25 protein-coding genes and 1 pseudogene are annotated in these 25,091 nt (G+C 65.9%); 7 read left to right on the plus strand and 19 right to left on the minus strand.

Annotation, left to right across the window (positions count from 1 at the left end; genetic code table 11):
* Positions 1-2: 2 nt before the first annotated feature.
* The 7 genes from ACIIOY_RS08700 to ACIIOY_RS08730 form a co-directional block, all read right to left on the minus strand.
* Positions 3-833 carry a carbohydrate ABC transporter permease gene (locus ACIIOY_RS08700; protein WP_411034249.1) on the minus strand — a complete coding sequence of 277 codons (831 nt, stop codon included), beginning with the start codon at positions 831-833 and terminating at the stop codon, positions 3-5.
* A complete protein-coding gene (locus tag ACIIOY_RS08705; protein ID WP_411034288.1) occupies positions 830-1,708 on the minus strand; it encodes a carbohydrate ABC transporter permease in 879 nt (292 codons plus the stop codon). The genes ACIIOY_RS08700 and ACIIOY_RS08705 overlap by 4 nt, the downstream gene beginning before the upstream one ends.
* A gap of 68 nt (positions 1,709-1,776) precedes the next feature.
* On the minus strand, positions 1,777-3,045 hold the full coding sequence (locus ACIIOY_RS08710; RefSeq protein WP_411034250.1) for an extracellular solute-binding protein: 1,269 nt from the start codon (positions 3,043-3,045) through the stop codon (positions 1,777-1,779).
* A 71-nt stretch (positions 3,046-3,116) separates the two neighbouring features.
* The gene (locus ACIIOY_RS08715; RefSeq protein WP_411034251.1) at positions 3,117-4,187 is read right to left on the minus strand and encodes an ABC transporter ATP-binding protein; all 1,071 of its coding nucleotides are present in this window, start codon (positions 4,185-4,187) and stop codon (positions 3,117-3,119) included.
* A 9-nt stretch (positions 4,188-4,196) separates the two neighbouring features.
* On the minus strand, positions 4,197-5,708 hold the full coding sequence (gene arfA, locus ACIIOY_RS08720; protein ID WP_411034252.1) for an arabinosylfuranosidase ArfA: 1,512 nt from the start codon (positions 5,706-5,708) through the stop codon (positions 4,197-4,199).
* 139 nt (positions 5,709-5,847) lie between these two features.
* A complete protein-coding gene (locus ACIIOY_RS08725; protein ID WP_411034253.1) occupies positions 5,848-6,777 on the minus strand; it encodes an ArsR/SmtB family transcription factor in 930 nt (309 codons plus the stop codon).
* A gap of 216 nt (positions 6,778-6,993) precedes the next feature.
* Positions 6,994-7,923: a LysR family transcriptional regulator gene (locus tag ACIIOY_RS08730; RefSeq protein ID WP_411034254.1), complete on the minus strand. Its 930-nt coding sequence runs from the start codon at positions 7,921-7,923 to the stop codon at positions 6,994-6,996.
* Between the two features lie 118 nt (positions 7,924-8,041).
* Between ACIIOY_RS08730 and ACIIOY_RS08735 the strand changes: the two genes are divergently transcribed.
* Both ACIIOY_RS08735 and ACIIOY_RS08740 read left to right on the plus strand, forming a co-directional pair.
* Positions 8,042-8,542 (plus strand): nucleoside deaminase, encoded by a 501-nt coding sequence (locus tag ACIIOY_RS08735; RefSeq protein WP_411034255.1) that lies wholly within the window; start codon positions 8,042-8,044, stop codon positions 8,540-8,542.
* A gap of 45 nt (positions 8,543-8,587) precedes the next feature.
* Positions 8,588-9,979: a nucleobase:cation symporter-2 family protein gene (locus ACIIOY_RS08740; RefSeq protein ID WP_411034256.1), complete on the plus strand. Its 1,392-nt coding sequence runs from the start codon at positions 8,588-8,590 to the stop codon at positions 9,977-9,979.
* A gap of 232 nt (positions 9,980-10,211) precedes the next feature.
* Here ACIIOY_RS08740 and ACIIOY_RS08745 read toward each other — a convergent pair whose 3' ends face one another.
* The 11 genes and pseudogenes from ACIIOY_RS08745 to ACIIOY_RS08795 all read right to left on the minus strand — a co-directional run.
* On the minus strand, positions 10,212-10,418 hold the full coding sequence (locus ACIIOY_RS08745; RefSeq protein ID WP_411034257.1) for a hypothetical protein: 207 nt from the start codon (positions 10,416-10,418) through the stop codon (positions 10,212-10,214).
* Between the two features lie 35 nt (positions 10,419-10,453).
* Positions 10,454-10,678: a hypothetical protein gene (locus ACIIOY_RS08750; protein ID WP_411034258.1), complete on the minus strand. Its 225-nt coding sequence runs from the start codon at positions 10,676-10,678 to the stop codon at positions 10,454-10,456.
* A 132-nt stretch (positions 10,679-10,810) separates the two neighbouring features.
* A complete protein-coding gene (locus ACIIOY_RS08755; protein WP_411034259.1) occupies positions 10,811-12,124 on the minus strand; it encodes an aspartate aminotransferase family protein in 1,314 nt (437 codons plus the stop codon).
* Between the two features lie 13 nt (positions 12,125-12,137).
* Positions 12,138-12,806, minus strand: coding sequence for a cysteine hydrolase family protein (locus tag ACIIOY_RS08760; protein WP_411034260.1), 669 nt, complete (start codon positions 12,804-12,806; stop codon positions 12,138-12,140).
* Positions 12,803-13,831, minus strand: a complete 1,029-nt coding sequence (locus ACIIOY_RS08765) for a branched-chain amino acid ABC transporter permease (protein ID WP_411034261.1) — start codon at positions 13,829-13,831, stop codon at positions 12,803-12,805. The genes ACIIOY_RS08760 and ACIIOY_RS08765 overlap by 4 nt, the downstream gene beginning before the upstream one ends.
* A gap of 11 nt (positions 13,832-13,842) precedes the next feature.
* Positions 13,843-14,733, minus strand: coding sequence for a branched-chain amino acid ABC transporter permease (locus tag ACIIOY_RS08770; protein WP_411034262.1), 891 nt, complete (start codon positions 14,731-14,733; stop codon positions 13,843-13,845).
* Between the two features lie 3 nt (positions 14,734-14,736).
* Positions 14,737-15,444 carry an ABC transporter ATP-binding protein gene (locus tag ACIIOY_RS08775; RefSeq protein WP_411034263.1) on the minus strand — a complete coding sequence of 236 codons (708 nt, stop codon included), beginning with the start codon at positions 15,442-15,444 and terminating at the stop codon, positions 14,737-14,739.
* Entirely contained in the window at positions 15,437-16,171 is a 735-nt protein-coding gene (locus ACIIOY_RS08780; RefSeq protein ID WP_411034264.1) for an ABC transporter ATP-binding protein, read from the minus strand. Before ACIIOY_RS08780 ends, ACIIOY_RS08775 begins: the two co-directional genes overlap by 8 nt.
* 51 nt (positions 16,172-16,222) lie before the next feature.
* On the minus strand, positions 16,223-17,395 hold the full coding sequence (locus ACIIOY_RS08785; protein ID WP_411034265.1) for an ABC transporter substrate-binding protein: 1,173 nt from the start codon (positions 17,393-17,395) through the stop codon (positions 16,223-16,225).
* Positions 17,396-17,515: 120 nt separating this feature from the next.
* Complete coding sequence (locus ACIIOY_RS08790; protein ID WP_411034266.1) at positions 17,516-18,166, minus strand: cysteine hydrolase family protein; 651 nt, start codon at positions 18,164-18,166, stop codon at positions 17,516-17,518.
* Positions 18,159-18,972 (minus strand): annotated as a pseudogene (locus ACIIOY_RS08795) (N-formylglutamate amidohydrolase); the annotation flags it as partial. The pseudogene ACIIOY_RS08795 and the gene ACIIOY_RS08790, both read right to left, overlap by 8 nt.
* A gap of 148 nt (positions 18,973-19,120) precedes the next feature.
* On the opposite strand from ACIIOY_RS08795, the gene ACIIOY_RS08800 reads away from it, so the two are divergent.
* The 3 genes from ACIIOY_RS08800 (at position 19,121) to ACIIOY_RS08810 (ending at position 21,817) form a co-directional block, all read left to right on the plus strand.
* Positions 19,121-20,017: a MurR/RpiR family transcriptional regulator gene (locus ACIIOY_RS08800; RefSeq protein WP_411034267.1), complete on the plus strand. Its 897-nt coding sequence runs from the start codon at positions 19,121-19,123 to the stop codon at positions 20,015-20,017.
* Complete coding sequence (locus ACIIOY_RS08805) at positions 20,007-21,320, plus strand: type I glutamate--ammonia ligase (RefSeq protein ID WP_411034268.1); 1,314 nt, start codon at positions 20,007-20,009, stop codon at positions 21,318-21,320. The genes ACIIOY_RS08800 and ACIIOY_RS08805 overlap by 11 nt, the downstream gene beginning before the upstream one ends.
* Positions 21,321-21,511: 191 nt before the next feature.
* On the plus strand, positions 21,512-21,817 hold the full coding sequence (locus ACIIOY_RS08810) for an I78 family peptidase inhibitor (protein ID WP_411034269.1): 306 nt from the start codon (positions 21,512-21,514) through the stop codon (positions 21,815-21,817).
* Between the two features lie 113 nt (positions 21,818-21,930).
* On the opposite strand, the gene ACIIOY_RS08815 is transcribed toward ACIIOY_RS08810, so the two are convergent.
* Positions 21,931-22,212, minus strand: coding sequence for a WGR domain-containing protein (locus ACIIOY_RS08815; protein WP_411034270.1), 282 nt, complete (start codon positions 22,210-22,212; stop codon positions 21,931-21,933).
* A 375-nt stretch (positions 22,213-22,587) separates the two neighbouring features.
* On the opposite strand from ACIIOY_RS08815, the gene repA reads away from it, so the two are divergent.
* Both repA and repB read left to right on the plus strand, forming a co-directional pair.
* Positions 22,588-23,841, plus strand: coding sequence for a plasmid partitioning protein RepA (repA, locus tag ACIIOY_RS08820; RefSeq protein ID WP_411034271.1), 1,254 nt, complete (start codon positions 22,588-22,590; stop codon positions 23,839-23,841).
* Positions 23,841-24,923, plus strand: a complete 1,083-nt coding sequence (gene repB / locus ACIIOY_RS08825) for a plasmid partitioning protein RepB (RefSeq protein ID WP_411034289.1) — start codon at positions 23,841-23,843, stop codon at positions 24,921-24,923. Before repA ends, repB begins: the two co-directional genes overlap by 1 nt.
* Positions 24,924-25,091: the final 168 nt, after the last annotated feature.

Genomic DNA, 25,091 nt, shown 5'->3' on the forward strand with positions numbered 1-25,091 from the left:
GCCTACCCCTTGACGCCTGAGGAGATCATGACGGCCTCCGTCACCTTCTTCTGGAAGATGAGATAGGCGATCGCGACCGGCATGGCGCCGAGCAGGGCGACCGACATCAGTCGCGCATAGAAGACGCCGAAAGCGTCGTTGACCTGGGTGATGCCGACGGGGATGGTCATCCTGTTTTCGGTCGTCACCGCGAGGAACGGCCAGAGGAACTGGTTCCAGGCCATGATGAAGGTGATGATCGCAAGCGCCGTGGTGATCCCCCAGTTGAGCGGCAGGTACACCTTGAACAGCAGCGTGTAGTCGCCGCCGCCATCCAGGACCACCGCTTCGCGCATCTCCTTCGGTACGGCGTCGAAGAACTGCTTGTAGACGATGATCACGACGGGAACGATGAGCTGCGGCAGGATGATGCCGGCCCAGGTGTTGATCAGCCCCAGGTCGTTCATCAGGATGAACTGGGTGACCACGAGCGCCTGGGACGGCACCATGAAGCTCGCGAGCACGATGCCGTAGAGCAGCCGGCGGCCGGGAAAGCGAAGCTGCGAGATCGCATAGGCGCACATCATGCCCGAGACGATCACGGTCACCGTGATGATCGCTGCCGTGCCGATGGAATTGACGTACCAGTTGAGGATGTTCGAGTTCCAGAGGATGTCGGCATAGGCGCCGAGGTTGAACTCGTCCGGAATGATGCCGGCCTCGTTCGACACGACACGCTCCTCGGTGCGGATCGAGGTGATGAAGGCCCAGTAGAGCGGGAAGATCCACAGCGCGGCGGCCGTGAATGTGCCGACGGTCAGGACCCCGTTTTCGATCTTTCGGATGGATCTCATCGGCCGCCCCTTGCACGCAGAAGCTGGAATTGCAGCACCGAAAGCACCGCGATGACGACGAACAGCACGAGCGCGATGGCCGATGCATAGCCGCCGTGGTTGAGCTGGAACGCCTCGCGATAGACCATCAGCAGCAGCACGTAGGACGAGTTGAACGGACCGCCGCTGCTCAAAAGGTAGACCTGATCGAAAATCTTGAGCTGCAGGATGAGTTGCAGCGTCAGCACCAGCGCCGTGACCGGCCAGAGCAGCGGCCATGTGACCCGGGTGAAGAGCTGAAGCCGGCTGGCGCCGTCGAGCTGGGCCGCCTCGTAATAGTCCTTCGGGATGTTGCGCAGGCCGGCGATGAACAGCAGGACGTTGAAACCGTTCGTCCACCAGATGGTCACCAGCGCCACCATGGGCATCACCCAGTAGGGATTCTTGAAGACCGGCACCGGCTTGCCGTAGAAGAAGGCGATGACGGGCTGCAGCACACCGAACTGGAAATCCAGCATCCAGATCCAGATCTGCGTCACCACCGAGACCGGCAGGATGTAGGGAAGGAAGAAGACGGCCAGCGCCAGCGCCTGCAGCGAGCCGCGCAGGCGGGTGATCATCAGCGCGATCGCAAGGGCCAGCGCCGTCGTCGGAACGACCGTCAGCAGGATGAAATAGCCGTTGTTCTTCAGCGAGGTCAGGAACAGCTTGTCGGTCAGCAGCCGCTTGAAATTGTCGAGGCCCACCCATTCCCCGGAGCCGATCAGCGGCGAGTTCGTCAGGCTCAGCTCGACGAGCCGGATGGAGGGATAGAGAAAGACCAGCGCGAAGGTGAGCACGAAAGGCGCCACCAGAGTGGCGGCGACCGCCACTTCCTTGCGCCGGTTTGTGAGCATAGCCACGTCGAAACCCTCCCAAAGACGGGCGGCAGCCGCATCCTTGCCGATGCGGCTGCCGCCATCCGTCACTTCAATGCGTTCTCGAGGTCCGTCTTGACCTGCTCGGCGGCGGCCATGGGCTCGGCATAGCCGTGGATGGCGGGCGATATGACGTTGATCGCCGCGTCGTAGGCGGGCGAGGCCACCCCGGCAATCGGCGAGCGCGGATCGTAGGAAGCGGTGTCGGCCAGCGCCGAATAGGTGGCGTTGGGCTCCATCTTCTTGAATTCGTCGCTCTCGGCGACGGGCTTGTAGGCCGGAATGTGGCCGGCGTCGGCCCACGAGATGGCGTTCTTCTCCATCCAGCCGATGACCGTCATGACGGCCTTGCGCTTTTCCGGCGACATGCTGTTGTTCTTCGGAATGGCCAGGGCGTGCGAGTCCGCCCAGGTCGTCAGGGTGCCCATCAGGTTGGGCACCTGGACCGCGCCCCATTCGAAGCCGAGCGTGCCCTTCTTTCCAAGGTCGACCATGGTCGGCACCTCCCACACGCCGTTCAGCATGAACGCGGCCTTGCCCGCGGTGAAGAGGGCGACCGAGGCCTCGTACTCCGCCTGTTCGGGCTGCCAGCCGTTCGTGCCCCATGTGGTCATGACCTCTATGGCCTTGGCGGCCTTTTCCAGGTTTTCGCCGGGCAGCACCTGCTTGCCGGCGATCAGCTCGCCCCCCTGCTGGCGCAGGAGCGTATAGAAGACGCGGTAGGTGCCGCCGTCGTCCCCGGTCGCATAGGTGACGGGCGCCTCGGCGCCCTTTTCCTTGGCAAGGGCCAGCGCCTCCTCGAAGTCCTTCAGGCTCTCGATGCCGGTGAGCTTGCCATCCGCGTCGAGGAAACGGGAGCCTTCGAGATAGGACCTGTTGTAGTAGAGCACGATCGAATGGATGTCGAACGGCACGGCATGGAGCTTGCCGTCGTCGCCGCTTGCGGCCTTCACCGACTCCTCGAAGAAATCACTTTTGCTGAGCCCGGCATTGCCGAGGTCCTCGTCGGTGATCTCGTCCAGCACCCCCTCCTCCAGGCCGAGCGGCATGCGCGAGAGGTGATAGGTCATCACGTCGGGCCCCTGGTTGACGGCCACCGACGTGCGGATCTTCGTATAGTAGGGAATGCCCCATTCCAGCGTCGTGGCGGTGACCCTGATGTCCGGATGTTCCTCGTTGAACCGGCTGATGAGGGCCTTCATCCGCACGCCGTCGCCACCGGCCAGGAAATCCCACCAGGTGATATTCTCCTGCGCAAGGGCGGGAAAGGCCATGAGGGCGATCGCGCTCGCCGCAAAAAGCTTTCTGTATCGCATCGAAATCTCCTCCATCGGAACTTGCCGCTCTTCTCCCGTCAGCGGCGGGTTGAACCAACTCCACGAAACCGTCAGCGCAATCGACCTCCGTTCTTCGCGAAGACAAGCACGTCACCGGCGTCGGCCGAGAGCGCGACGGTCTTTCCGTTCAGGCTCTCGCGCCGCCCGCGCATTTCCACGACGATCTCCCTGCCGTCGGCGAGGCGGGCGTGCAGATAGGAAACCCCGCCGAGGTCCTCCTCCATCTCGACCGTCGCCTGGAAGCCGTCGTCGGCCGGATAAAGGTGCTCGGGCCTGATGCCGACCTTGACGCCCGTTCCCTCGCCGACATCGCAGGAAACCCTCGCGGAGATCTCCTTGCCGAGCCCTTCCAGGGCGATCCGCAGCATGTCGCCCGCACGCCCGGCCACGACGCCGTCAAGGAAATTCATGGCCGGCGATCCGATGAACCCGCCGACGAACTGGTTGTCGGGATCGTCGTAGAGCCGCAACGGCCGGCCGGCCTGTTGCAGCCTGCCGCCCTTCAGCACGAAGATGTGGTCGGCGAGCGTCATCGCCTCGACCTGGTCGTGGGTCACGTAGATCATGGTGGCGCCGATCTGCTTGTGCAGCCGGGCGAGCTCGATGCGCATCTGCACGCGCAGTTCCGCATCGAGATTCGACAGCGGCTCGTCGAACAGGAAGACCTTGGGCTGGCGCACGATGGCGCGGCCGATGGCCACGCGCTGGCGCTGGCCGCCGGACAGTTCCGACGGTCGCTTCTTCAGCTGTTCCTCCAGATGCAGGATGCGGGCCGCCTGGTGCACCATTTCGTCGATCTTCGGCTTCGGCGTCTTCTTCAGCCTCAGCGAGAAGGCCATGTTCTCGTAGACCGTCAGGTGCGGGTAGAGCGCATAGGACTGGAAGACCATCGCGACCCCGCGCTTGGCGGGCTCGACATCGGTGACGTCGCGCCCCTCGATCGAGATCGTGCCGCCGGAGGTGTCCTCCAGGCCCGCGATCATCCGCAGGAGCGTCGACTTCCCGCAGCCGGACGGACCGACGAAGACCGCGAAGTCACCCGTCGGAATATCCATGCTGACGTCGTGGATGACCCCGACCGGCCCGAAATTCTTGCTGACATTGCGCAAGGTGATTCCCATGGCGTCGCCTCAACCAACCTTCAGGCGCAGCACGTGATAGGAAAGCGCCGCCAGGGAGCCCTTCAGCTTGCCGTCCTCCACGCCGACGCCCGAGCCCTTCCTCGGAACGACGTGATCGGGCCGGTCGGGTCCGTTGGTGTCGTTGAGCTCGTAGCCTTCCATCGCGTGGTGCTCGACGAGCGTGAGGTCCGAAAAACCCGTGAGGCCGACATCGAGTTCCGCCGCCTCCTTGAGGTGACGGTTGACGATGAAGAGGGTGAGCAGCCCCTCCCCCCGGTCATATACGGCGGCAACGTCGAGGAAGGGCACGTCGTCGGCCACGTTGCAGTCGTAGGTCGGGCCGTCGACGGCGACCCTCAGCGCCTCCCCGCGCCCGTAGATCGAGGCGAAGCGGTAGGGATGGTAGATCGTCTGGCGCCAGGCCGGGCCGTTCTTCTCGGCGCGGATCGGCGCGATCACGTTGACGAGCTGGGCGATGCAGGCGATGCGCACGCGGTCGGAGCGGCGGATGAACTCGTTCAGCAGGCCGGCGACGAAGAGCGCGTCCTCGAAGTTGTAGGTCTCCTCCAGGAGGGCCGGCGCCTCCGGCCAGTCCCACGTGCGCCAGCGATGGCTGTCCTCATCGCGGATGTGATACCAGACATTCCATTCGTCGAAGCAGATATGGATGTCGTTCTTCGCCCGCTTCTTGGTCTTGACGTAGTCGATCACCCCGGCGATCGTCTGGATGTAGCGTCCGGTCTCCTCGATCTTGCCGAAGTAGTTGAGGGTGTCCTTGCTCTTGTTGCCGAAATATTTGTGCAGCGAGATATAGTCGACGTTCTCGTAGCATTCCTCCAGGACCTCGCGCTCCCATTCGGGATAGGTCGGCATGCCGTCGTTGGAGCTGCCGCAGACGATCGTCTCGATCGACTTGTCGAAGCCCTTGAAGGCCTTGGCCGTCTCGTTGGCAAGACGCCCGTATTCGGTTGCCACCTTGTGGCCGATCTGCCAGGGGCCGTCCATCTCGTTGCCGAGGCACCACATCCTCACGCCGTAGCCGTCCTCGCGGCCGTGCGAGCGGCGCAGGTCGCTCCAGGCGGTGCCGCCGGGAAAATTGACGTATTCGAGGAAGTTGCGGGCATCGTCCAGCCCGCGCGAGCCGAGGTTGACCGCGAGCATCATCTCGATGCCGGCCATGCCGGCCCAGTCGGCAAATTCGTTGATGCCGATCTGGTTGGTCTCCTTCGAGCGCCAGGCAAGGTCGAGGCGCACAGGGCGCTTGTCCCGCGGGCCGATGCCGTCCTCCCACCGATAGGCGGACACGAAGTTGCCGCCGGGATAGCGTATCGCCGGGATCTTCAGGTCCTTCACGAACCTGAGCACGTCCTTGCGAAAGCCCCTCTCGTCCGCCTGCGGATGGCCGGGCTCGTAGATGCCGCCGTAGATGGCGCGTCCCATGTGCTCGATGAAGGCGGAATAGAGCCGCTCGTCGATGTCGCTGATCTTGAAATCCCGATGGACGGCCACGCGTGCCTTCATATTGGCTCCTCCCAAGCATTCAAGTCTTACGATATAAATCGTATTACCCGATATAGTTTTGGGAGAACGCCGTCCTGTCAAGGGGGTGAATGTGCTGCGCTGCGAAGCACGGGTGGATGCGGCATAAAAATAATACTATTTATCTCTTTGTTTTCAAACGAAGAATTATATCCTGATCATAGTTGCCAAAACCGCGCCCAAAGATGTTGATGCCGCCCGGGTGCTTGCCCTCCGCCTTGACCTCGACCCGCAGGCGAATGGATCGATGCAGGTCCAGGTCGAGGTCTTCGGCTTTTATATCGGAAATCTTGTGGCCATCGACGAAGGTTCCCCCCGGCCCTATCGACCAGGTCTTCAGCATGCCGTACTGTGACCCTTTCAGCTTCCACCAGTCGGGCGTATAGGTGCCCCGCCGGTCGCCGAAATCGCCCGGTGACGTCCACACGCCGATTTCCCTGCCGTTGACGGAAAGCACGATATCGGACGGCCAATTGGCGAGGGTACCGGGAACCTCGGAGCTTACTTCCATAACGATTTCAATGGTTTCGATATTGTCGCCGCGCAGCTTGGCGTTGTTCGGGAACTGGTATTCGATAAACCCGCTGGTAAACCAGAGCAGGCTTGCTTTCATCCGTTCGGGATCCATGAAGGTCTCCGGCACGTCGAGAAGGCCGATGATGCCCTCCGTCGAGCAGATGCCGCAGGGGCCGGTGACCGCACTGTTGGTGTAAAGGCCAAGGGGCATCGAGACTTCGATGAGGTTGGGCGACAGCGCCTGGCTGCTCGGGTGGAAGGTGACGATGAGCTCGTCGTAGACGGCGAAACAGATCTTCTGGTTGCCCTTGCGGGCCTTCTGCACGTCGGAGCGGATGAGCCCGGCCTTTTCGAGAACCTGAAGATGGGATGAAACGGACGATTGCGGCAGGCCCGACACCTGCGCCAGGTCGTTGACATTCATTCCGGGCCGTTTGGATAATTCCTTCAATAGCTTGATGCGGGGAAGCGACAATACGCCCTTGAGCGCCGCGAGGTCTTTTTCGGGATCGATTACAAGGAATTTGTGCGTCATGGGCATGCCTGGAACGAAACGGTGCCCCATTTGTATCGGATTTCTTGATTAATATACATCCCAATCCCGCGCCTTTTCGACGGGCTTGGAAGAAATCGAACGCGGGCGGCCGCGGCCGTGAACGATCGCCCATGGCGGTGGGCACCACGCTGTTCACGCCGCCGTCAATCCATATTCGCCGGCCCGCCCGCCAGGCGGTCCGTCCCGCCGGCGGCATCATGAGCCGGGCTGCGGCTCGAAGCTGTTGAACTGGCCAGGCTGCTGCGAAACGGGAACGCGTGCGAAGAGCGCGCGCGTATGCGCCGCCTGGAATGGTCCCAAAGGGGCATTGGCGGCAGCGCAGAGATAGAGTTTTTCCGAAAGGCGGCGGCTTTCCAGTTTTGCGAAGAGAAAGCGCCCCTCGGCCACGCCCGCCGCGGCATCCAGCCAGGTCAGGAAGCTGATGCCCCTGCCCGCCGCTACATATTCCATGATGAGGGCAATGGAGTTGCTCCTGAGCGCGATGTGCGGTTCCGCATGAATGCGGTAGACCTCCGCATCCAGCCGCGGCCAGACTGAAAGGCTGGTATCGGGCAGGCAGAGCGGCCGGCCGAGGCAGTTCTCGATGCGGAACGGCGGTTTGCCCGACGGCGCAAGTGCGGGTGCATAGACCACGCCGAGGTCGTAGCTCCGTTCGTCATAGACCCGAAGCTCCGGCAGGCGCGGCACGTTGAAGGCAAGGAGCGCGTCGATCTCGTTGCGGCAGAGTTGGGCGACCAGCGTGCCGGTGTCCCCCACCGAGACCTTCAGCGTGGACGGCCCCGTCCCCGCCTCCAGCCCGGGCAGGATATAGGGCACCAGGCATTCCATGACGCCGAGGCGCAGCGTTCCGGCCACGTTGCCGCCCGCCTGCTGCAGGGCGGCGCGCAACGCGCTTTCGTCGTCAAGCCAACGCTCGGCCTGCGCCAGCAGCACTTGCCCCTGCTCCGTCAGTTGCACGCCCTGCGGCGTGCGCACGAACAAACGCGCGCCAAACGTCTGTTCGAGGATCTGCATCTGTCGGCTGAGGGCGGAAGCGGAGAGGTTGAGCTTCTCCGCCGCGCGGCGGATGGAGTGCTCGCGCGCCACTTCGACGAAAGTGAAAAATTCCCGCGAGAACGCCGACACGGCCCGCCTCCCCCGTTCAGTTTTTTCGCACACTATGCGCAATTCATTCTAATTGGCGCAAGCCCCCTTCTGGCGCACTCTGACCCCGGGAGTTCCAGGCTTTCAGGAGGAGTGAAGAATGCTCGACAGACAGAACAAGGAACAGGCGACGGACATAGACCTGCGCAATCTGCGCGAGACGATGAAGATCGCGGAAGAAAGCCGGGCGGCCGGCAACCATCCTTTCGGCGCGCTGCTGGCGGGACCGGATGGAGCCGTGCTCCTCACCTCGGGCAACACGTTCAAGGACGACAAGGGCGTCGGCCATGCGGAGATGAATGTCGCGCGTGCGGCCGCCAAGGCCTATGCGCCGGAATTCCTGGCCGAATGCACGCTCGTCACCTCGGTGGAGCCATGCTGCATGTGCGCCGGCGGCACCTACTGGGCCGGCATCGGCCGCCTCGTCTACGGTATGACGGAGAAGCGTCTTGCGGAACTGACCGGCGACAACCCGGAAAACCTGACCATGGACATGCCCTGCGGGCACATTTTCGACGCCGGGCAGCGCAAGGTGGAGGTCGTTGGCCCCGTGCCCGCACTCGAAGGGGAGATTGCGAAAGCGCATGAAGGCTTCTGGTGAGAACCGCAAGTCGCCCTTTCCCTTCCCCTTTCCGGAGTTCAGACCATGTCCCAACAAGCGCACCATGGCGCGGCTGCGGCCGGCGCCAACCAGACCGCACGGCATGTCCATCCCGTCGATGAAATCCTGCCGCCCGCCCGCATGGCGGTGCTCGCGCTCCAGCACGTGCTCGTCATGTATACCGGCGCCATCGCCGTTCCCTTCATCATCGGCAGCGCCCTCAACCTCACCCAGGCCCAGATCGCCTACCTGATCCAGGCCGACCTCATCACCTGCGGCCTCGCGACGCTGATCCAGACCGTCGGCTTCTGGCGCTTCGGCGTGCGCATGCCCCTGATGCAGGGCATCACCTTCGCTGCGATCTCGCCGGTCATCGCCATCGGCAGCAACCCGGCGATCCTGGCGGACGGGCCGAATGCCGGCCTGCAGGCGGTCTACGGCGCGGTCATCGCCGCGGGGCTCTTCGCCATCTTCATGGCCCCGCTCGGCCGCTACATCGTCAGGGCCTTCCCGCCCGTCGTCGTCGGTGCGGTGCTGACGGTCATGGGGCTCAGCCTGCTACCGGTCGCGATCCAGTATGCCGCGGGCGGCTTCGTGCCCGACGCGGGCAAGCCGGCCTATATCGGCCTTGCCTTCCTCGTGCTTGCCGTCATCGTCCTGCTGAACGTGTTCGGCCGCGGCTTCGTGAAGAACATCTCGGTCTTCCTGGGCCTCATCGTCGGCGTCGCTTTCGCCGCCGTCCTGGGCATGCTCGATTTCAGCGCGGTCAGGGATGCGGCGCCGCTCGCGGTGGTCACGCCCTTCCATTTCGGCATGCCGACCTTCCATCTCGTGCCGATCCTGACCATGTGCCTCGTTGTCGCCATTACCTGGGTGGAATCCGTGGGCGACACGATCGTCGTCGGCGATATGGTCGGCCGGCCCGCAACGGAGCGCACCATCGCCGACCTGCTTCGGGCCGACGGCCTGTCGACGATGCTCGGCGGCATGCTGAACTCGTTCCCCTACACGGCCTTTTCCGAGAATGTGGCGCTGGTGAACATCACGGGCGTGCGTAGCCGCTGGACCGTGGCGCTGGCGGGCGGCTTCCTCATCGTGCTCGGCCTGTCGCCGGTCCTGGCAACGGCTATCGCCTCGCTGCCCAAGCCCGTGGTCGGCGGCGCCGGGTTCGTGATGTTCGGCACGCTCGTCGTCGTAGGCATGAAGACCCTGCAGAAGATCGATTTCGACACGACCTTCAACAATTTCATGGTGGTGGGTCTGAGCGTGGCCATGGCGATGATCACCATCGTCAAGCCGGACTTCTTCCAGTTCATGCCGGAATGGTCGCAGGTGGTCTTTCATTCCCCGGTGATCATGGGCGCGGTCACCGCCATTGCCATGAACGCCGCCCTCAACGGGCTGCGCGCGCAGGGACAAGTTGTCATGGCACACTAGGGCCCCCTCCCCCGGGGCCAAAGTGACGCCTGCCGGAAGGCCGTGGCCGGAAGGTCCCGGCCTTCCGGGCCACGGCCGGACGACCGTTCCACCCGCGATGCCTCGATGGGCATTCTTTGCGCGATGCTCGAAATCGTCGTCTTCCGCAGGCGGCGCCCCTGGCTATGCGGCGAGGTGCCGGTTGCGGTCGCCCGGTCCTCATGGGCAAGATGTGACGGAAGGGGACGTGGGACTACACGAGCGCGCCGAGATCGAGGAAGGCCTGGAGCTGCTGCGGCGAATGCCCGCCCTTCATGATGACGCGAAAGGCCTTTCCCTGCGCCTTGAATTCTTGCGCGGTCTTCAGCGCCTCGGGATAAAGCAGGTCGGGCTCGTTGCGGGTATCGGTTCCGTCCGGATCGAGCGAACTCAAGGCGATGACCTGGAATGTGGCTGGCATCGGCTTCTCCCTGCTATACTGTGTCGGCACCCGGGCTAACCCTCGTTCCCGTCCGAAACGAAATCTTCCGGAACCGCCGCCCGCGTCCGCCGCAGCGCCTCTGCCTGGTCGAGCCACTTCCGGCGCAGGACGCCGTCGATCGCAAAGGCGATGTCCTCCGCGTTCCATCCCGCCTCTTCCAGTTCGCGGACAAGGGTGGTCAGCTTCTGATCGACGATGGCGTGCAACTCGTCGATCCCGGAGGGGGGCTCATTTCTCATCGTCAATGGACCTTTCTTCTGCCAGCGTCGTGTGAGCCGTCCGAATTTGGATCGCCACAACGCCTGAACGCCGCAGTTGCCATCGGGTTTCACAGGAAGACGGCGAATGCGGTGCTTTTCGGCAGGCTCGGCCTACCAGCCGGCGAAATCCGCAAGGAGGGTTTCGTCCACCCGCCCCGCTGCGACATCGGCCAGTGCCTGGTCGACGATCGCGACGCCTGCCTGGGCTTCCGCCTCGGTCAGTGTCAGGGGAGGCGTGAACTCCAGCACGTTGGAACTCACGCCGACGTAATAGAGCACGAGGCCGAGCTCGAAGGCGCGGTAGACCGTCAACGCCGTCTGGCGCGCGGCCGGCCTGCGGCTGGAGCGATCCGCCACCAGCTCGACGCCGAGGGCAAGGCCCCGGCCGCGCACGTCGCCGACGAGGGCATGGCGCGCCGCGAGGCGGCCGAGCGCATCGCGCAACACCTGTCCGCTTCTTTCCGCATTGGCGACGAGGCGGTCCTGCTCGATCGTCTGCAGGACGGCGAGCGCGGCGGCGGCGCAGACGGGGTTGCCGTGCACGGTTTGCAGCGAGAAGGCGACGGCGTGGTTCATGATCGCCTCGGGGCCGGCCACCGCGGAGATCGGCAGGCCGCCGCCAAGGCCCTTGCCGAAGACGACGATGTCGGGCTCGATGCCGGAATGCTCGAAGGCGTTGAACCGGCCGGTGCGCCCGAGGCCGACCTTCACCTCGTCGCAGACGAGGAGGATGCCGTGCCTGCGGCAGAGCGCTTCCACCGCCTTGAAATACCCGTCCGGAGGCACCAGCATGCCGCCGTCGGACTGGATCGGCTCGATGAAGAAGGCGGCGACCTCCTGCGGCGGGACCTCGGTCGCAAGGAGCCTTTCGAGATGGGCAAGGGCGGCGTCCCTCGCGGCCTCGGGGCTGCCGGCGGCGTGGCTGTCCGGATAGGGGACGAGCGTCAGCCCGGCCGCCCGGCTGCCCTGCTGCGCCGGATGGCCGGAAACGGCCATCGAGCCGACGGTGCCGCCGTGATAGGCCCCGGAAAAGGCGAGGATGCGCGGCCGGCCGGTGGCCGCGACCACCATGCGGGCGACCGTCTCGTTGGCGTCCGAGCCGGAATGGCCGAACCAGACGCGCCCGCGGGCGCGCTCCGGCACGAGGGAAAGCAGCTTCTCGGCAAGCAGCACCGTGGGCTCGTTGGCGGTGGAGAGGTAGCTCGCGCCCGCCTGGTCGCAAAGCGCGCGGTCCACCGCCTCGCGGATGGCGGGATGCGAATGGCCGAGGCTCGCCGCGCCCCAGGAGGCGGCGAAATCGAGAAGCCTTCGCCCGTCGTCGCCGGTGAGATACGCCCCGCTTCCGCCGACGACCGCCTGCGGAAAGAACCGCAGATGCGCCATTTTCGAGACCGATCGGCTTTCGCGCGTGTAGAGGCCGGGCATGGTTCCATCCTCGTTACTTGAAGAAGGTCAGGACCTCGTCGAGCGAGACGACATGGCAGTAGATCATGTTGATGATCTCCAGTTCCCGCCGGTGCAGCTCGTCCGTCGCCGCCGCGCCACAATCGTCGACCACGACCACGCCGAAGCTTTCGTCCGCGAGGCTGCGCACCGTCGAGGAGACGCACTGGTCGGTGAAGATGCCGCAGCAGATGACGTCCCGGATGCCCATATTGTGCAGGATGAGGCGCAGGTTCGTGCCGGTCAGCGCGCTGTCGGTCGTCTTGGTGATGACGATCTCGTCGGCACGCGGCTCGAGTTCCGCCACGACCTGGCCCTCGGGCAGGTCCTTCGGCAGCAGCAGGTAGTTGAAGCCGGGCTTCTTCTGGCTCAGCGAGCGGTCGCGCCCGTCCGGCTTCAGGCAGGCGATGCGCGCGAAGATGACCTCCACCTTGCGCCTGCGGCATTCCTCGATCAGCCGCGCCGTGTTCGGGATCACCGTCCCCCGCATGCGCTCGTAGAAGGGCTGCCAGCGGGCGGTCTCTTCCGGCGTGTCCTTCGGGTCGAGATAGGTGTTCTGGATGTCGATGACGAGCAGCGCCGTCGTTGCCGGGTCGAGCGCGATGTCGTCCGGCTCTTGCGCGTTGGCGTAATAGAAGGAACGGTAGGCGGTTTTCCAGTTCATGTCGCTGTCTCCTTCTTGCGGCGGGCGCGGGTGAGGATGTGGCCGATCTCCCGGTTCGGGAAGAGGCCGCCGGGCTTGACGACCATGACGGCGATCATGGCGAGCGCCAGCACGATCTCGGTGAGGCCGACGACCTGGCCGGCGCCGATGGCGGTGGCGTTCAGCGCGCCTTCCGTGCCGCGCAGGCCCTCGTAGGCGAAGGTGACGAGGATGGTGCCGGCGACGGCGCCCGTCACCGTGTTGGCCCCGCCGATCACCAGCATGGTGATGATGAGGAAGGTCTCCTTGAGATAGAAGGCCTTCGGCGCGAAGGAGGTGATGAAGTGGCCCCAGAGCGCCCCGCCGACGCCGGCGATGAAGGCGGCGAGGATGAAGGCCCGCCAGCGCAGGCGCGGGATATCGGCGCCGAGCGCGGCGGCGGCGACCTCGTCCTCGCGCGAGGCGCGCAGCAGCTTGCCGGTGCGCGATTCCTTGAAGAGCAGCGCCACGACGATCACGATGGCGGCGACGGCGGCGGCAAGCGGCATGTCCGTGGTCTTCGGCAGGCCGAAGAGCGTGCGCGGACCGTTGGTGAAGGCGCTCCAGTTGTTCATGACCGTGTAGAGCACGACGAGCAGCGCGAAGGAGGTGATGACGGCCGCCGCATCCGAAAGCCGCATGAGCGGATAGGCGACGACGGCCGCCACCGCCGCCGCCAGCACGCCGGCTGCCAGCATGGCAAGCAGCGGCGAGATTTCGATGACCTTCATGAATTCGTAGAGGTCCGGCAGCGCCATGCCCTTCATCTGCGCCGGGATGGTCAGCACGGCGGAGGTATAGGCCCCGAGCCCCATGAAGCCGATATGGGCGAAGGACAGGAGGCCCGAATTGCCCATGAAGGTCTGCAGGCCGACGACGAGCACCAGCGAGATCAGCAGGTTGGTGGCGATGCGGTCGTAGAGGCGGATGCCGATGAGCTGGCTGCCGACGGCGATGGCGGCGACGACGGCGATGAGGATGAGGGCGGTGAGATAGGAATGCTTCATGGGTCCGCTCCTCAAGTCCGCTGCCCGCTCGCCGGGCCCTTGACGAGGCCTTGCGGACGCCAGAGCAGGATCAGGATGACGAGGCTGAAGGTGAAGGCGTCGCGGAACTTCAGGAGGTCCTGCGACAGGGTGTAGTTGAGCGTCGTGTCGATCAGCGCCAAGAGGAAGCCGCCGACGACCGCGCCGGGAAGGCTGCGCATGCCGCCGATGACGGTGGCGATGAAGGCGACGAGCAGCGGTTCGAGGCCGACGCCCGGCACGACGGTGCCGATGCGCCCGATCCACAGGATGCCGACGACGCCGGCAAGGAAGCCGGACAGCGCGAAGGCCGAGGAGATGATGAGGTTCGCCGGCACGCCCAGCATGCGCGCCATGGTGAAGTTCGTGGCGGCCGCGCGCATGGCGATGCCGAGCGTGGTCCTGCGCATCAGGAAGGCGACGGCGGCGAGCAGCACGATGGAGGCGGCGATGGTGATGAGGTTGCGCACCGGCGTGATCGCCCCGCCGATCGAGACGGTCTGCGAGAAGACCTCCGGCAGCGGCACGTTGCGCGGGCGCGGCGAGATGAAGAGCAGCGCCGCGTTCTGAAGGAGGTTCGAGAAGGCGAAGGAGGTGATCAGCACCGCCGTCACCGACTTGGCGCGCACCGGCCGGAAGGCGGCATAGTCGGTGAGGATGCCGAAGACGATCGCCATGGCGACGGCAAGGACGGCCATGACGAGCCACGGCAGGCCCGACCCGCTGGCGAGGTACATCGTATAGCCGGCGACCATGATGAGCTCGCCATAGGCGAAGTTCACGAGGCGCAGGATGCCGTAGATGATGACGAGGCCGAGCGCCATGAGGGCATAGGCTCCGCCGAGGCTGAGCACGTCGATGACGAACTGGATCGCAAAAGCCATGGATCAGCCTCCCAGATAATGCGCGCTGAGATCGCTGGTCGAGCGGATCTCGTCCGCCGTTCCCGATGCGACGATCGCGCCGAGGCGCATGACATAGGCGCGGTCGGCGACGGCAAGCGCCTGATTCACGTTCTGCTCGACGAGCAGGATGGTGAGGCCCGATGTCTTCAGCGTTTCGATCATCTCGAAGATGCGCTCGACGATGGCGGGCGCAAGGCCGAGCGAGGGCTCGTCGAGGAGGAGGACGCGCGGCCGCGCCATCAGCGCGCGGGCGATGACGAGCATCTGCTGCTCGCCGCCCGAAAGCGTGCCGGCCGGCTGGCCGGAGCGTTCGGCAAGGCGCGGGAAGAGCGCGTGCAGCCTTTCGAGGTTCTCGCGGTTGCCGGCCTGGTCGCGGCGGTGGATGTAGGCGCCGAGCATGAGGTTCTCGGCGACGGTCAGGTCCGGGAAGACGTCGCGGGTCTCCGGCACGGTGGCAAGGCCGGCGCGGATGACCTGCTCGGGGCTGGCCGCCGTGATGTCCCTGCCTTCGAGCGTGATCGAGCCACCTGCCGCCTTCAGCGCGCCGGCGATGCATTTGATGGTCGAGGACTTGCCGGCACCGTTGGCGCCGAGCAGGCTCACCAGCTCGCCCCTGCCGACGGTGAAGCTGACGCCGCGCACGGCGCGGATCGTGCCGTAGCTGACGGAGAGGTCGCGGACGTCAAGCATGGGCCGCCCCCTTGCCGAGATAGGCCTCGATGACGGCCGGGTGGCTGCGGACATGGGCCGCGTCCCCTTCCGCGATGGTGCGGCCGGAGGCGAGCACGTGCAGCCGCTGGCACAGGCGCATGATGAGGCCCATGTCGTGGTCGATGATGAGAAGGCCGAGGCCGCGCTTGCCGGGCAGCTCGGAAAGGGTATGGAGCAGGGTTTCCGTCTCCGCGTCGTTCATGCCGGCGGCCGGCTCGTCGAGCAGCAGGAAGCGCGGCTCGGCGGCGAGCGCGCGGGCGATCTCGACGCGCCGCTTGTCGCCGTAGCTGAGGCTTTCGCCGAGCTCGTCCGCCTTCGCGGAAAGGCCGAGCTCGGCAAGCAGGCCGTTGGCGCGCTCCGTGGCGGCGGCGCGCGACGCGCCCTTTGCGAGCGCCGCGGCCTCGACGTTTTCCAGCACCGTCATCGTGTTGAAGAGGCGCACGATCTGGAAGGAGCGGCTGACGCCCGCAAGCGCGATCGCGCGCGGGGCAAGGCCCGACAGCGTGGTGTCGCCGGCGGTGATGGTGCCGGTCGCAAGCTTCACCTGGCCGGTTATGGCATTGATGAGCGTCGTCTTGCCGGAACCGTTCGGCCCGATGAGGCCGACGATCTCGCCGGTCAGGACGGAGAGCGACACGTGGTCGAGGGCGCGGAGGCCGGTGAATTCCACCGACACGTCATTTACCGCAAGACGCGTTTCAGACATGGCTTTTCCGAAGGTAGAGGGCCGGCCTTCTAGCCGGCCCGGGATGTCCGATCAGGGCTTGGGCAGGGATTCCGGCTTGCGCCAGCCGACGAAGCCCGGCTTGCCGCCCTTGAGCTCGATCACGGCGGCGGCCTTGTTCGGCACATGGCCTTCCTCCGCCGCGCCGTAGTCGAGGTCGCCGGTCAGAAGCTTGAACTGGCCGTCCTCGAGCGCCTTGGCGAGCGCGCCGCCTTCCGCCGTGCCGGCCGCCTTGATGCCCTCGGCGATCAGCATGATCGTGTCCCAGCCGGTCGACACGAACGAGGTGTCCGGCGCCTTGCCGTGCATGGCGGTGTAGAGCTCGATGAACTTCGCCATATCCGGATGCGCTTCCGGGCCCATCCAGGTATGCGTGACGAAATAGACGTTGTTGCCGAACTTCTCGCCGAGCGTTTCGTGCATCGCCGGATCGTCATAGGCATCGCCGCCGAGGACGGGCGCATCGTAGCCGACCTCGCGCAGCGCGCGGATGATCATGCCGATGTCCTGGCCGTAGGAGGAGACGAAGATCACGTCCGGCTTCTTGCCGAGCGCCTGGAGGCGCGAAAGCTGGGCGGAGAAGTTGTTGTCGCCGTTCGTGTAGGTGTCCTCCAGCAGGATCTCGCCGCCGTTCGTCTTGAACTGCTCGACGAAATATTTCGACAGCGACTTGGTGTAGGCGATGAACTGGTCGGTGACGACATAGGCCGTCTTCCAGCCCTTCTCCTTGACGGCGAAGTCGGCCGCGGTCGCGCCCATCGTGGTGTTCCACATGGAGAGCGTGAACTGCTTGTCGCCGAGCGACCAGGAGGAGTAGAGCGGGTCGGAGGCGCAGGTCGAGATGCCGACGAGGCCGGCCGACTGCGCCTCGCGGCTCGCCGGCGAGCCGAAGTCGAAGTCGCAGGGCGCGACGATGACCTGGGCGCCCTTGTCGATCAGCTCGACGGCGACGTTGCCCACCGTCACCGGATCGGACTTGCCGTCGATGTTGATGAACTCGACCTGCTTGCCGAGCACGCCGCCGTTGTCGTTGAGATACTTCACGGCGACCTGCGCGCCGTTGTAGCCGGGCGTGTCGAGCGGAGCCTGGATGCCCGTCATCGAGAGTGCGCCGCCGATCACGATCTTCTCGTCGTCGGCAAGCGCCGTGGAGGCGGCGAGCGCCAGGCCCGCAGCCGCCAGAAGCAGTTTGGAAGTCTTCATCATGGTCGTTCCCCTTTTTGATGCCTTTCGGCAGTGAAGTGTCGCGCGGTCCGGCCTTTTGTCTTGTTCTGCGGCCCGCTTTCCGGATGCTCCTCGTCCCGTCTTTCGTGTGGGCAGTATTTCCTACTGCCCGATTTCCTTCAGCAGCGCGTCGGTCGAGACCTGCCGGCAATAGCCCTTGATCGCGCCCAGCGACGTGTCGTGGCGCTCCTGCGAATAGGTGCCGCAGGCATCCGGCACGAGCGTCACGAGGTAGTTGAGGTCGCAGGCGTCGCGGACGGCCGATTCCACGCACTGGTCGGTCAGAAGGCCGCACAGCACGAGTTGTCTTACGCCGAGATTGCGCAGGACATAGTCGATATGGGTGGAGACGAAGACGCTCGACGAGCTCTTCGGGAAGACGATCTCGTCCTCCAGCGGCTCCAGCTCGTCGATCACCTTGCCGTCCCAGGAGCCCTTCGGCACGTTGAAGCCGGTGATCTTGTAGTCGAGGCTGCGGTCGCGGCCGTCCCTGGTGAGGCTTTCGATCGTCGTGTGCAGCACCTCGATGCCGGCCTTGCGGAAGCCGGCAAGCAGGCGCTGCATGTTCGGGATCGCCACCTCGTGGATGCGCTTGAAATAATAGCCGTACTTCCCCGCGATCTCGGCATCCGGAACGTCCTTGAACTCGCCGCCCTCGCGGCGCACGGAAAAGTTCTGCACGTCGATGAAGAGGATGGCGGAGGCGGCCGGGTCGAGCGGCACGTCGCGGGTGGTCGGATGGTCGGCGGCCATCAGGCGTTTCCTTCGAGGCTGGCTGCCGCAAGGCGGAGGGGACCGGCAAGCCGCCCGGCCCATTCCTCCTGCCCGCGGGCATCGTTGATGAGGTCGTTGCGCACTTCCAGAAGCACATGCGGAATGCCGCGCCGTTCGCCGTGCACCGGGATCGTGTAGTCGGAGATATCGTCGACGTGGTAGGGCGCGTTGAGCTTGACGGTGACGCCGGGATTGGCGGCGCGGAACGTTTCCGCAAGCCGCTCGGCAAGGCGGGCGTCGCGATTGTAGAGCAGGCCGAGCTCGAAATCCCTGACGGCGCCCGTCGCGCGCATGACCGGCGTGAAGCTGTGCACCGAGACGAGCAGAGGCGGCTTTCCGCCTGCCTGGCGCCGGTCGAGCGCGGCGGCGATCGCCTCGTGCAGGGGCTGGTGGATCTCCACATAGCGGCTGCGGCGATCGAGGTCGCCGACATCGGCATTCGCCGGCACCACCGTGCCGTCGCTCTGCGAGACGACGCAGTCCTTCGCCTCGAAGGGACGGTTGCAATCGATGACGAGGCGGCTGTAGCGCTGCAGGACGAGCGCGGCGTCGAGGCGTTCGGCAAGGCCGCGGGCGACGCCCTCCGCGCCGACGTCATAGGCGATGTGGCGGTCCATCTCGTCCGCGGGAATGCCGAGATCGCCGAGCGCGGCCGGCACGGCGCGGCCGGCATGCTCGCAGGTCAGGAAGATGGACGAGGCGCCGGCGGCGTTGACCCATTCCACCGGCTCCGGGTCGCCCGTCTGCAGCAATCTGGTCGTGTCGCGGCCTGCGAACCTGAGCATGGGGCGGGGATCCGTCATGAGCCCGCAAGGACGGGTTTCCATGCCAGGCAGTCAAAGAAATTTTTCGATCATAGTCAATCATGTTTTTCTGTTTGACTAATTTTTTTCATGGCGCGAATATCCGTGCCGATGAGGGGAACAGACGCCGATGAACGACGGGAAATCGTCGACGACGATCCGCACGAGGATACGCGACGCCGCAGCGCAGCTGACCGCCAGCGAGCGCAAGATCGCCAATGCCATCCTTGCGGACTATCCCTTCACGGGCCTTGAAAGCATCCAGGAGCTGGCGGCCAAGACCGGCGTCAGCGCGCCCTCCATCACCCGCTTCGTCAGCAAGATCGGCTGCGGCGGCTTCCAGGAGCTGCAGCGCCAGCTGATCGCCGAGCTGAAGGAGGGGCAGCGCTCGCCGCTCGACCTGAAGTCGAGCCAGAAGCCGGTCGGCCATTCGGAGTTCCTGTCGGAATATGTCGCGCGCCTCTCGGCCGTCATGCAGGAGATGACGGCGGCGGTCTCGCAGGCGCAGTTCGACATCCTCGCCGACCTGCTCGCCGATCCCGCGCGCAACGTCTTCCTGCTCGGCGGGCGCGTCAGCGACAATGTCGCCGCGTTCCTGTCGATCCACCTGCGCCAGATCCGCAGCGGCATCTACCACATGGCCGACAACCCGGAAATGTGGCCGGAGCATGTGCTGCGCATGCGCCGCAAGGATGTCGTGCTGCTGTTCGATTTCCGGCGCTACCAGCTCAGCCTCGCGCGCCTTGCCGAGACGATCGCCGAAAAGCGCGGGGCGACGATCGTCGTCGTCACCGACAAGTGGATGTCGCCGGCCGCGCGCAGCGCCGACCACATCGTCGCGCTGCCGATCGATGCCGGCACGGCGTGGGACACGGTGGCCGCCGCCATGGCGCTCGTCGAGGCGCTGATCGTGCGCGTCTCGGAGGCCGACTGGGAGGCGACGCAGAAACGCATCAACGACTGGGACGGCATCCGCTTCTCGATGCCGGGCTACGATCAGACGAACGGGGACGCCGATGAAACGTGAGGAAATGATGGTCGTGTGCTGCGGCGACCTTTCGGGCAAGGTGCGCGGCAAGGCCTTTCCGCTGGCGCAGATGGACAAGCGTCTGAAGCGCGGCGTCGGCTGGACGCCGACGAACGTGCAGATCACCTGCTTCGACGCCATCGCCGAGAGCCCCTTCGGCTCGCTCGGCGACCTCGTGCTCCTTCCCGATCCGGCGACGAGCGTCAGCATCGAAAGCGAGGAGGGCGCGCCGAACGAGAATTTCGTCATCGGCAATATCCGCTATACCGACGGACGGCCGTGGGAGTTCTGCACGCGGTCGATCCTCGAAGCCGCGCTCGAACGCCTGCAAAGGGTGGCGGGTGTCACGCTCTACGGCGCTTTCGAGCACGAGTTCCAGATCAAGCACCGCGTCACCGAGGTCGGCAAGGCCTTCACGCTCGGCGGCTTCCAGGAGGAGCGGCATTTCTGCGAGGCGGTCGTCGCGGCGATGCGCACGGCGGGCGTCACGCCCGACACGATCCTGAAGGAATTCGGCGCAGGCCAGTTCGAGGTGACGATGGGGCCGCAGAAGGGCGTCACCATCGCCGACCATTCGCTGATCACCCGCGAGCTCGTCGGCCTCGTCGCCCGGGAGCTCGGCTACGAGCCGACCTTCACGCCGATCCGCGACCCGGCCGGCGTCGGCAACGGCGTGCACATCCACATGAGCATGCTGGATTCGGCGGGCAACCCCCTCACCCACGATCCCGACGGCAAGCATGAGCTTTCCGACGTCGCGGGAAAGTTCGTCGCCGGCATCCTGAAATATCTCGACTCGATCATCGCCATCACCGCGCCGAGCGTCGTGTCCTACCTGCGGCTCACCCCGCATCGCTGGAGCGCCGCCTTCAACAATCTCGGTTTGCGCGACCGGGAGGCCTCCGTGCGCATCTGCCCGGTCTCCGACATCAGCGACGTCGCCCGCGCCGCCCAGTTCAACTTCGAGTTCCGCGCCGCCGACGGGGCCGCCAACCCGCACCTTGCGCTCGCCGCGATCGTCCATGCCGGCGTGCAGGGCATCGAGGAGGGGCTGGCGGTGCCGGAGGCGACGCAGGAAGACCTGTCGCTGCTGGGCGCAGCGGCGCTTGCCGCGCGCGGCTATGTCCGCCTGCCGCAGACGCTCGAGGCGGCCCTCCAGCGCTTCAGGGAGAATGCGACGGTCTGCGGCTGGTTCCCCGATGGGTTCGCGGACGTCTACGTCAAGCACAAGGAGGGCGAAATCGCCCACCTCGCCGGCAAGACCCAGACGGAAATCTGCGCGGCCTACGAAAACGTCTACTAGCGCCCCGGGAAAGCCGGCGCGCCCCTGCCCGGGAGGGATCGTTCGCACGCGGCTGCCCGCGCCAGATGGCCGGCCCCCTCGCCTCACCTCTCGGGTTCGCAGACGCCGGGCTCCGTCCATCCGCCCGGCCCCCTGCCCCGCTGCCGCCGCAATCGGCTGGTTCCTGGCGCTTTTGCAGGAAAGGACATGCCTTGCTTCGTATTCGCCACGCCGCTGCGCTCGCAGCCTGCCTTCTCGCCCTCCCCGCCGCCGGCTGCCAGAAGCAGGCCGAGCCGGAAGCAGCCGCCGCCGCGCCCGGCACCTGCAAGCGCGAGGCCGCCGACGCCCTCGTCGGCAGGGACCGGATTTCCGACGCCGACGCCATGCGGTTGACGGGCGCCACGATCGTCCGCCAGATCAAGCCCGGCGATCCGGTGACCATGGATTTCCGGCAGGAGCGCGTGACCATCGAGACCGACGCGGCCACCGGCAGGATCACCCGCGCCATGTGCGGCTGACCGGCGGCCGCATCCGGCAGGACGGCCTCGGCCGAGGCCCCCTGCCCTTCCCGCACGCTGCGCCTTCCCCCGTCTTCGGAGCGCGGGTTGACAGCTGTCAACGCCCCCTTCCCTCACCCGCCGGCCGGAACGTATCCGCGCCGCCGTTTGCGTGCGGCGAGACGGGCCGCGTCGCGCATGGCTTCGCCGCCGCTTCCCTTCTCCTCGCAGCGCGTGCGGCAATAGACGCCGATGCGGCCCCATTCGCGCACGAGCAGGACCGTGCCGAAGAGGTCGCGCGTCACCGTCAGCCGGTAGAAGCGGTTCATGTTGCGCGCCGGGTCGCGGCGGACGAAATGGCTTGACCTGTCCTGTTCCATGGGAGGAGTGTCGTTGGCCGGGCGAATCCTGTCCAACGACTTTCCTGAATCGGACGGCGCGCATCGATTCACGCCGCTGATGGGTCGCGGGGATGTTGACAGCTGTCAACAGGGCGGCGCCGGCCGCGCCCGGCGCGGTTACCGTTGGAGCGGCAAAGCCCCGCTTCCCGGCTCCCGGCCGCCTGTGCACAGGCGTTTTCCCGGCAAGAAAGGGCTTGACGCGACTCGGAGCTTGCCTCACCGTCCTTACGGAATGAGGCGAAGATTGCAGAAATCGCCGTTACTGCCCGAACCGTCTGTAGATTTTTTCGTCCCCGCATATCCCCGGGAAGGAGAATCGGCCGATAATGGGCGAGACGGTCTGCCGGGGCATGAAGCGCAGGCGGGCCGGAAATGAACGGAGACCCTTGGATGGCCCTGCCGTCGGAGACAACAATGGTAGAAGAGGCGCCGAGCCTTCGTCCGGCGGACGAGACCATCGCGGAGGATGCGCAGGCCCTTTCCGTGCAGCTGAAGGCCATGCGCGACCGGCTGTTTCCGCCGACCTCGCAGAAGACGCTGCGCAGCTTCACCTCGGGCGAGGCCGCGCGGCTGATCGGCGTCTCGGACGGTTACCTGCGGCAGATCTCGCTTGCGGGCGAGGGGCCCGAACTGGCGACCGGCCCCGGCGGGCGGCGCATGTACTCGCTCGCCGACATCGATGCGCTGCGCCATCACCTCGCCGAACAGGCGCGCGCCAAGGGCAACGACGCCAAGGCCCGCTCCTATGTGAAATGGCGCGACCCGGCGCGCGGCGAGCACCTGCAGGTGATCTCCGTCACCAACTTCAAGGGCGGCTCCGGCAAGACCACCTCCTCCGTCCACCTCGCCCAGCACCTCGCCATGACCGGCCACCGGGTGCTGGCGATCGACCTCGATCCGCAGGCCTCGCTCTCGGCGCTCTTCGGCTACCAGCCGGAACTGGACCTCGTCGGCAACGACACGATCTACGGCGCGATCCGCTACGACGACGAGGCCCGCCCGCTCTCCGCCATCGTGCGCAAGACCTATTTCCACAATCTCGATCTCGTGCCGGGCAATCTCGAGCTCCAGGAATTCGAGCATGCGACGCCGCGCGCGCTCTCCGAGCGCCGGCCGGGCGACCCGCACGGCCTGTTCTTCACCCGCGTCCAGAGCGCCCTCGCCTCCGTCGCCGACGATTACGACGTCGTCGTCGTCGATTGCCCGCCGCAGCTCGGCTACCTGACGCTCTCGGCGCTCTGCGCCTCCACCTCGGTCATCGTCACCGTGCATCCGCAGATGCTCGACGTCGCCTCGATGAGCCAGTTCCTGTTCATGACCTCCGACCTGCTCGGCGTCGTGCGCGAGGCGGGCGGCCAGCTCAACTTCGATTTCCTGCGCTACCTCGTCACCCGCTACGAGCCGCATGACGGCCCGCAGGCGCAGATCGTCGGCTTTCTCCGCTCGCTCTTCGGCAATCGCGTGCTGACCGCGCCCATGCTGAAATCCACCGCCGTCTCGGATGCGGGCCTCACCAAGCAGACGCTCTACGAGGTCGGCCGCGAGAACTTCTCGCGCGGCACCTACGACCGGGCGATGGATTCGCTGGAGGCCGTCAACAGCGAGATCGAACAGCTCATCCATACCGCATGGGGACGCACATGATGGCCAGCCGCGACCGCAAGAACTCGATCAAGGCGCTCTTCGGCGGCGACATCCTGCCCGCCGGCCCGCAGGCCGCGCCGGAGACGAAATCGATGCCGTCCGCCGGCGATCCTCCGGCCGGGCCGGGCCGGGCCTCCTCCGGCGCCGTCAAGGCCATGGGCCTGACGCTGTCCTCGATCACCCGCGAGGCCGAGGAGGCGCGCGTGCTGCGCCAGGCGCTCCAGGAGGGCGAGCGCGTCGTCGCGCTCGATACCGACAGGATCGACGCCTCCTTCGTCAGCGACCGCCTCAGCGACGAGGAACGGGACGATCCGGATTTCCTCGCGCTCGTCGAAAGCATCCGCGAGAGCGGCCAGCAGGTGCCGATCCTCGTGCGCCCGGCTGCAGGCCAAGGGCCGGGCGAGGGCGAGCGCTACCAGGTCGCCTACGGCCACCGCCGCCTGAAGGCCGCCCGCCGCCTCGGCCAGCCGGTCAAGGCGATCGTCAAGCCGCTCAGCGACGACGAGCTGGTGCTGGCGCAGGGCAAGGAGAATGCCGAGCGGCGCAACCTGAGCTTCATCGAGCGCGCGCTCTTCGCGCACACGCTGGTCGGCCGCGGCTTCGAGCGCAAGCTCGTCTGCGATGCGCTGGCCGTGCAGAAGAGCGAGCTGTCGCGCCTCCTGCAGGTGGCCGAGGCCGTGCCCTTCCGCTTCGTGCGCGACATCGGCCCGGCGCCGAAGGCCGGCCGGGAGCGCTGGATGGCGCTCGGCGCGCTCTTCCAGAACGGCAACGGCGCGGAAATCGAGAAGGCGGAGGACGAAGTGGCCTCCGAGCGCTTCCGCACGGCGCCGAGCGACGAGCGCTTCCAGCTGCTCTTCGACCGGCTGATGCGCCGCACGCCGAAGGCCGCGCCCGGGGTGGAGGACATCGCGCGGCCGGACGGCGCGGTCTTCGCCCGGGTGGAGCGCAAGGGCAGGGCGGTGCGCATCGCCTTCACGCCGGATGCCGACCCGGCCTTCATCGAGGCGCTCACGGCGCGCATGAAGGACGATTACGCGGCCTTCCTTGCGGCCCGAAGCGAGGCGGAAGCGGGGAAGACCTGACCGCAAATCGACCCGATTCGGCCGCGTGAGCGGCCGGCGAACACCAGAGAAACCAGCGAAAGGAAGCGCGGAGACAAGAAAAAAGGCCCCCAAAACGTCACCATTTCGGAAGCCCTCTTCTATGTAGCAATTCGAGAGAATCACTTCCGACAGTCAAAGTCAAGGGTC

This window comes from Shinella agrisoli, from assembly GCF_046557955.1.
Classification (GTDB): Bacteria; Pseudomonadota; Alphaproteobacteria; order Rhizobiales; family Rhizobiaceae; genus Shinella.

What these genes read in the sequence shown, in the direction of transcription:
- ACIIOY_RS08700 (WP_411034249.1), bottom strand. Translation starts at nt 833, where the DNA reads ATGAGATCCATCCGAAAGATCGAAAACGGGGTCCTGACCGTCGGCACA.
- ACIIOY_RS08705 (WP_411034288.1), bottom strand. Translation starts at nt 1,708, where the DNA reads ATGCTCACAAACCGGCGCAAGGAAGTGGCGGTCGCCGCCACTCTGGTG.
- ACIIOY_RS08710 (WP_411034250.1), bottom strand. Translation starts at nt 3,045, where the DNA reads ATGCGATACAGAAAGCTTTTTGCGGCGAGCGCGATCGCCCTCATGGCC.
- ACIIOY_RS08715 (WP_411034251.1), bottom strand. Translation starts at nt 4,187, where the DNA reads ATGGGAATCACCTTGCGCAATGTCAGCAAGAATTTCGGGCCGGTCGGG.
- arfA (WP_411034252.1), bottom strand. Translation starts at nt 5,708, where the DNA reads ATGAAGGCACGCGTGGCCGTCCATCGGGATTTCAAGATCAGCGACATC.
- ACIIOY_RS08725 (WP_411034253.1), bottom strand. Translation starts at nt 6,777, where the DNA reads ATGACGCACAAATTCCTTGTAATCGATCCCGAAAAAGACCTCGCGGCG.
- ACIIOY_RS08735 (WP_411034255.1), top strand. Translation starts at nt 8,042, where the DNA reads ATGCTCGACAGACAGAACAAGGAACAGGCGACGGACATAGACCTGCGC.
- ACIIOY_RS08740 (WP_411034256.1), top strand. Translation starts at nt 8,588, where the DNA reads ATGTCCCAACAAGCGCACCATGGCGCGGCTGCGGCCGGCGCCAACCAG.
- ACIIOY_RS08745 (WP_411034257.1), bottom strand. Translation starts at nt 10,418, where the DNA reads ATGCCAGCCACATTCCAGGTCATCGCCTTGAGTTCGCTCGATCCGGAC.
- ACIIOY_RS08750 (WP_411034258.1), bottom strand. Translation starts at nt 10,678, where the DNA reads ATGAGAAATGAGCCCCCCTCCGGGATCGACGAGTTGCACGCCATCGTC.
- ACIIOY_RS08755 (WP_411034259.1), bottom strand. Translation starts at nt 12,124, where the DNA reads ATGCCCGGCCTCTACACGCGCGAAAGCCGATCGGTCTCGAAAATGGCG.
- ACIIOY_RS08760 (WP_411034260.1), bottom strand. Translation starts at nt 12,806, where the DNA reads ATGAACTGGAAAACCGCCTACCGTTCCTTCTATTACGCCAACGCGCAA.
- ACIIOY_RS08765 (WP_411034261.1), bottom strand. Translation starts at nt 13,831, where the DNA reads ATGAAGCATTCCTATCTCACCGCCCTCATCCTCATCGCCGTCGTCGCC.
- ACIIOY_RS08770 (WP_411034262.1), bottom strand. Translation starts at nt 14,733, where the DNA reads ATGGCTTTTGCGATCCAGTTCGTCATCGACGTGCTCAGCCTCGGCGGA.
- ACIIOY_RS08775 (WP_411034263.1), bottom strand. Translation starts at nt 15,444, where the DNA reads ATGCTTGACGTCCGCGACCTCTCCGTCAGCTACGGCACGATCCGCGCC.
- ACIIOY_RS08780 (WP_411034264.1), bottom strand. Translation starts at nt 16,171, where the DNA reads ATGTCTGAAACGCGTCTTGCGGTAAATGACGTGTCGGTGGAATTCACC.
- ACIIOY_RS08785 (WP_411034265.1), bottom strand. Translation starts at nt 17,395, where the DNA reads ATGATGAAGACTTCCAAACTGCTTCTGGCGGCTGCGGGCCTGGCGCTC.
- ACIIOY_RS08790 (WP_411034266.1), bottom strand. Translation starts at nt 18,166, where the DNA reads ATGGCCGCCGACCATCCGACCACCCGCGACGTGCCGCTCGACCCGGCC.
- ACIIOY_RS08800 (WP_411034267.1), top strand. Translation starts at nt 19,121, where the DNA reads ATGAACGACGGGAAATCGTCGACGACGATCCGCACGAGGATACGCGAC.
- ACIIOY_RS08805 (WP_411034268.1), top strand. Translation starts at nt 20,007, where the DNA reads ATGAAACGTGAGGAAATGATGGTCGTGTGCTGCGGCGACCTTTCGGGC.
- repA (WP_411034271.1), top strand. Translation starts at nt 22,588, where the DNA reads ATGGCCCTGCCGTCGGAGACAACAATGGTAGAAGAGGCGCCGAGCCTT.
- repB (WP_411034289.1), top strand. Translation starts at nt 23,841, where the DNA reads ATGGCCAGCCGCGACCGCAAGAACTCGATCAAGGCGCTCTTCGGCGGC.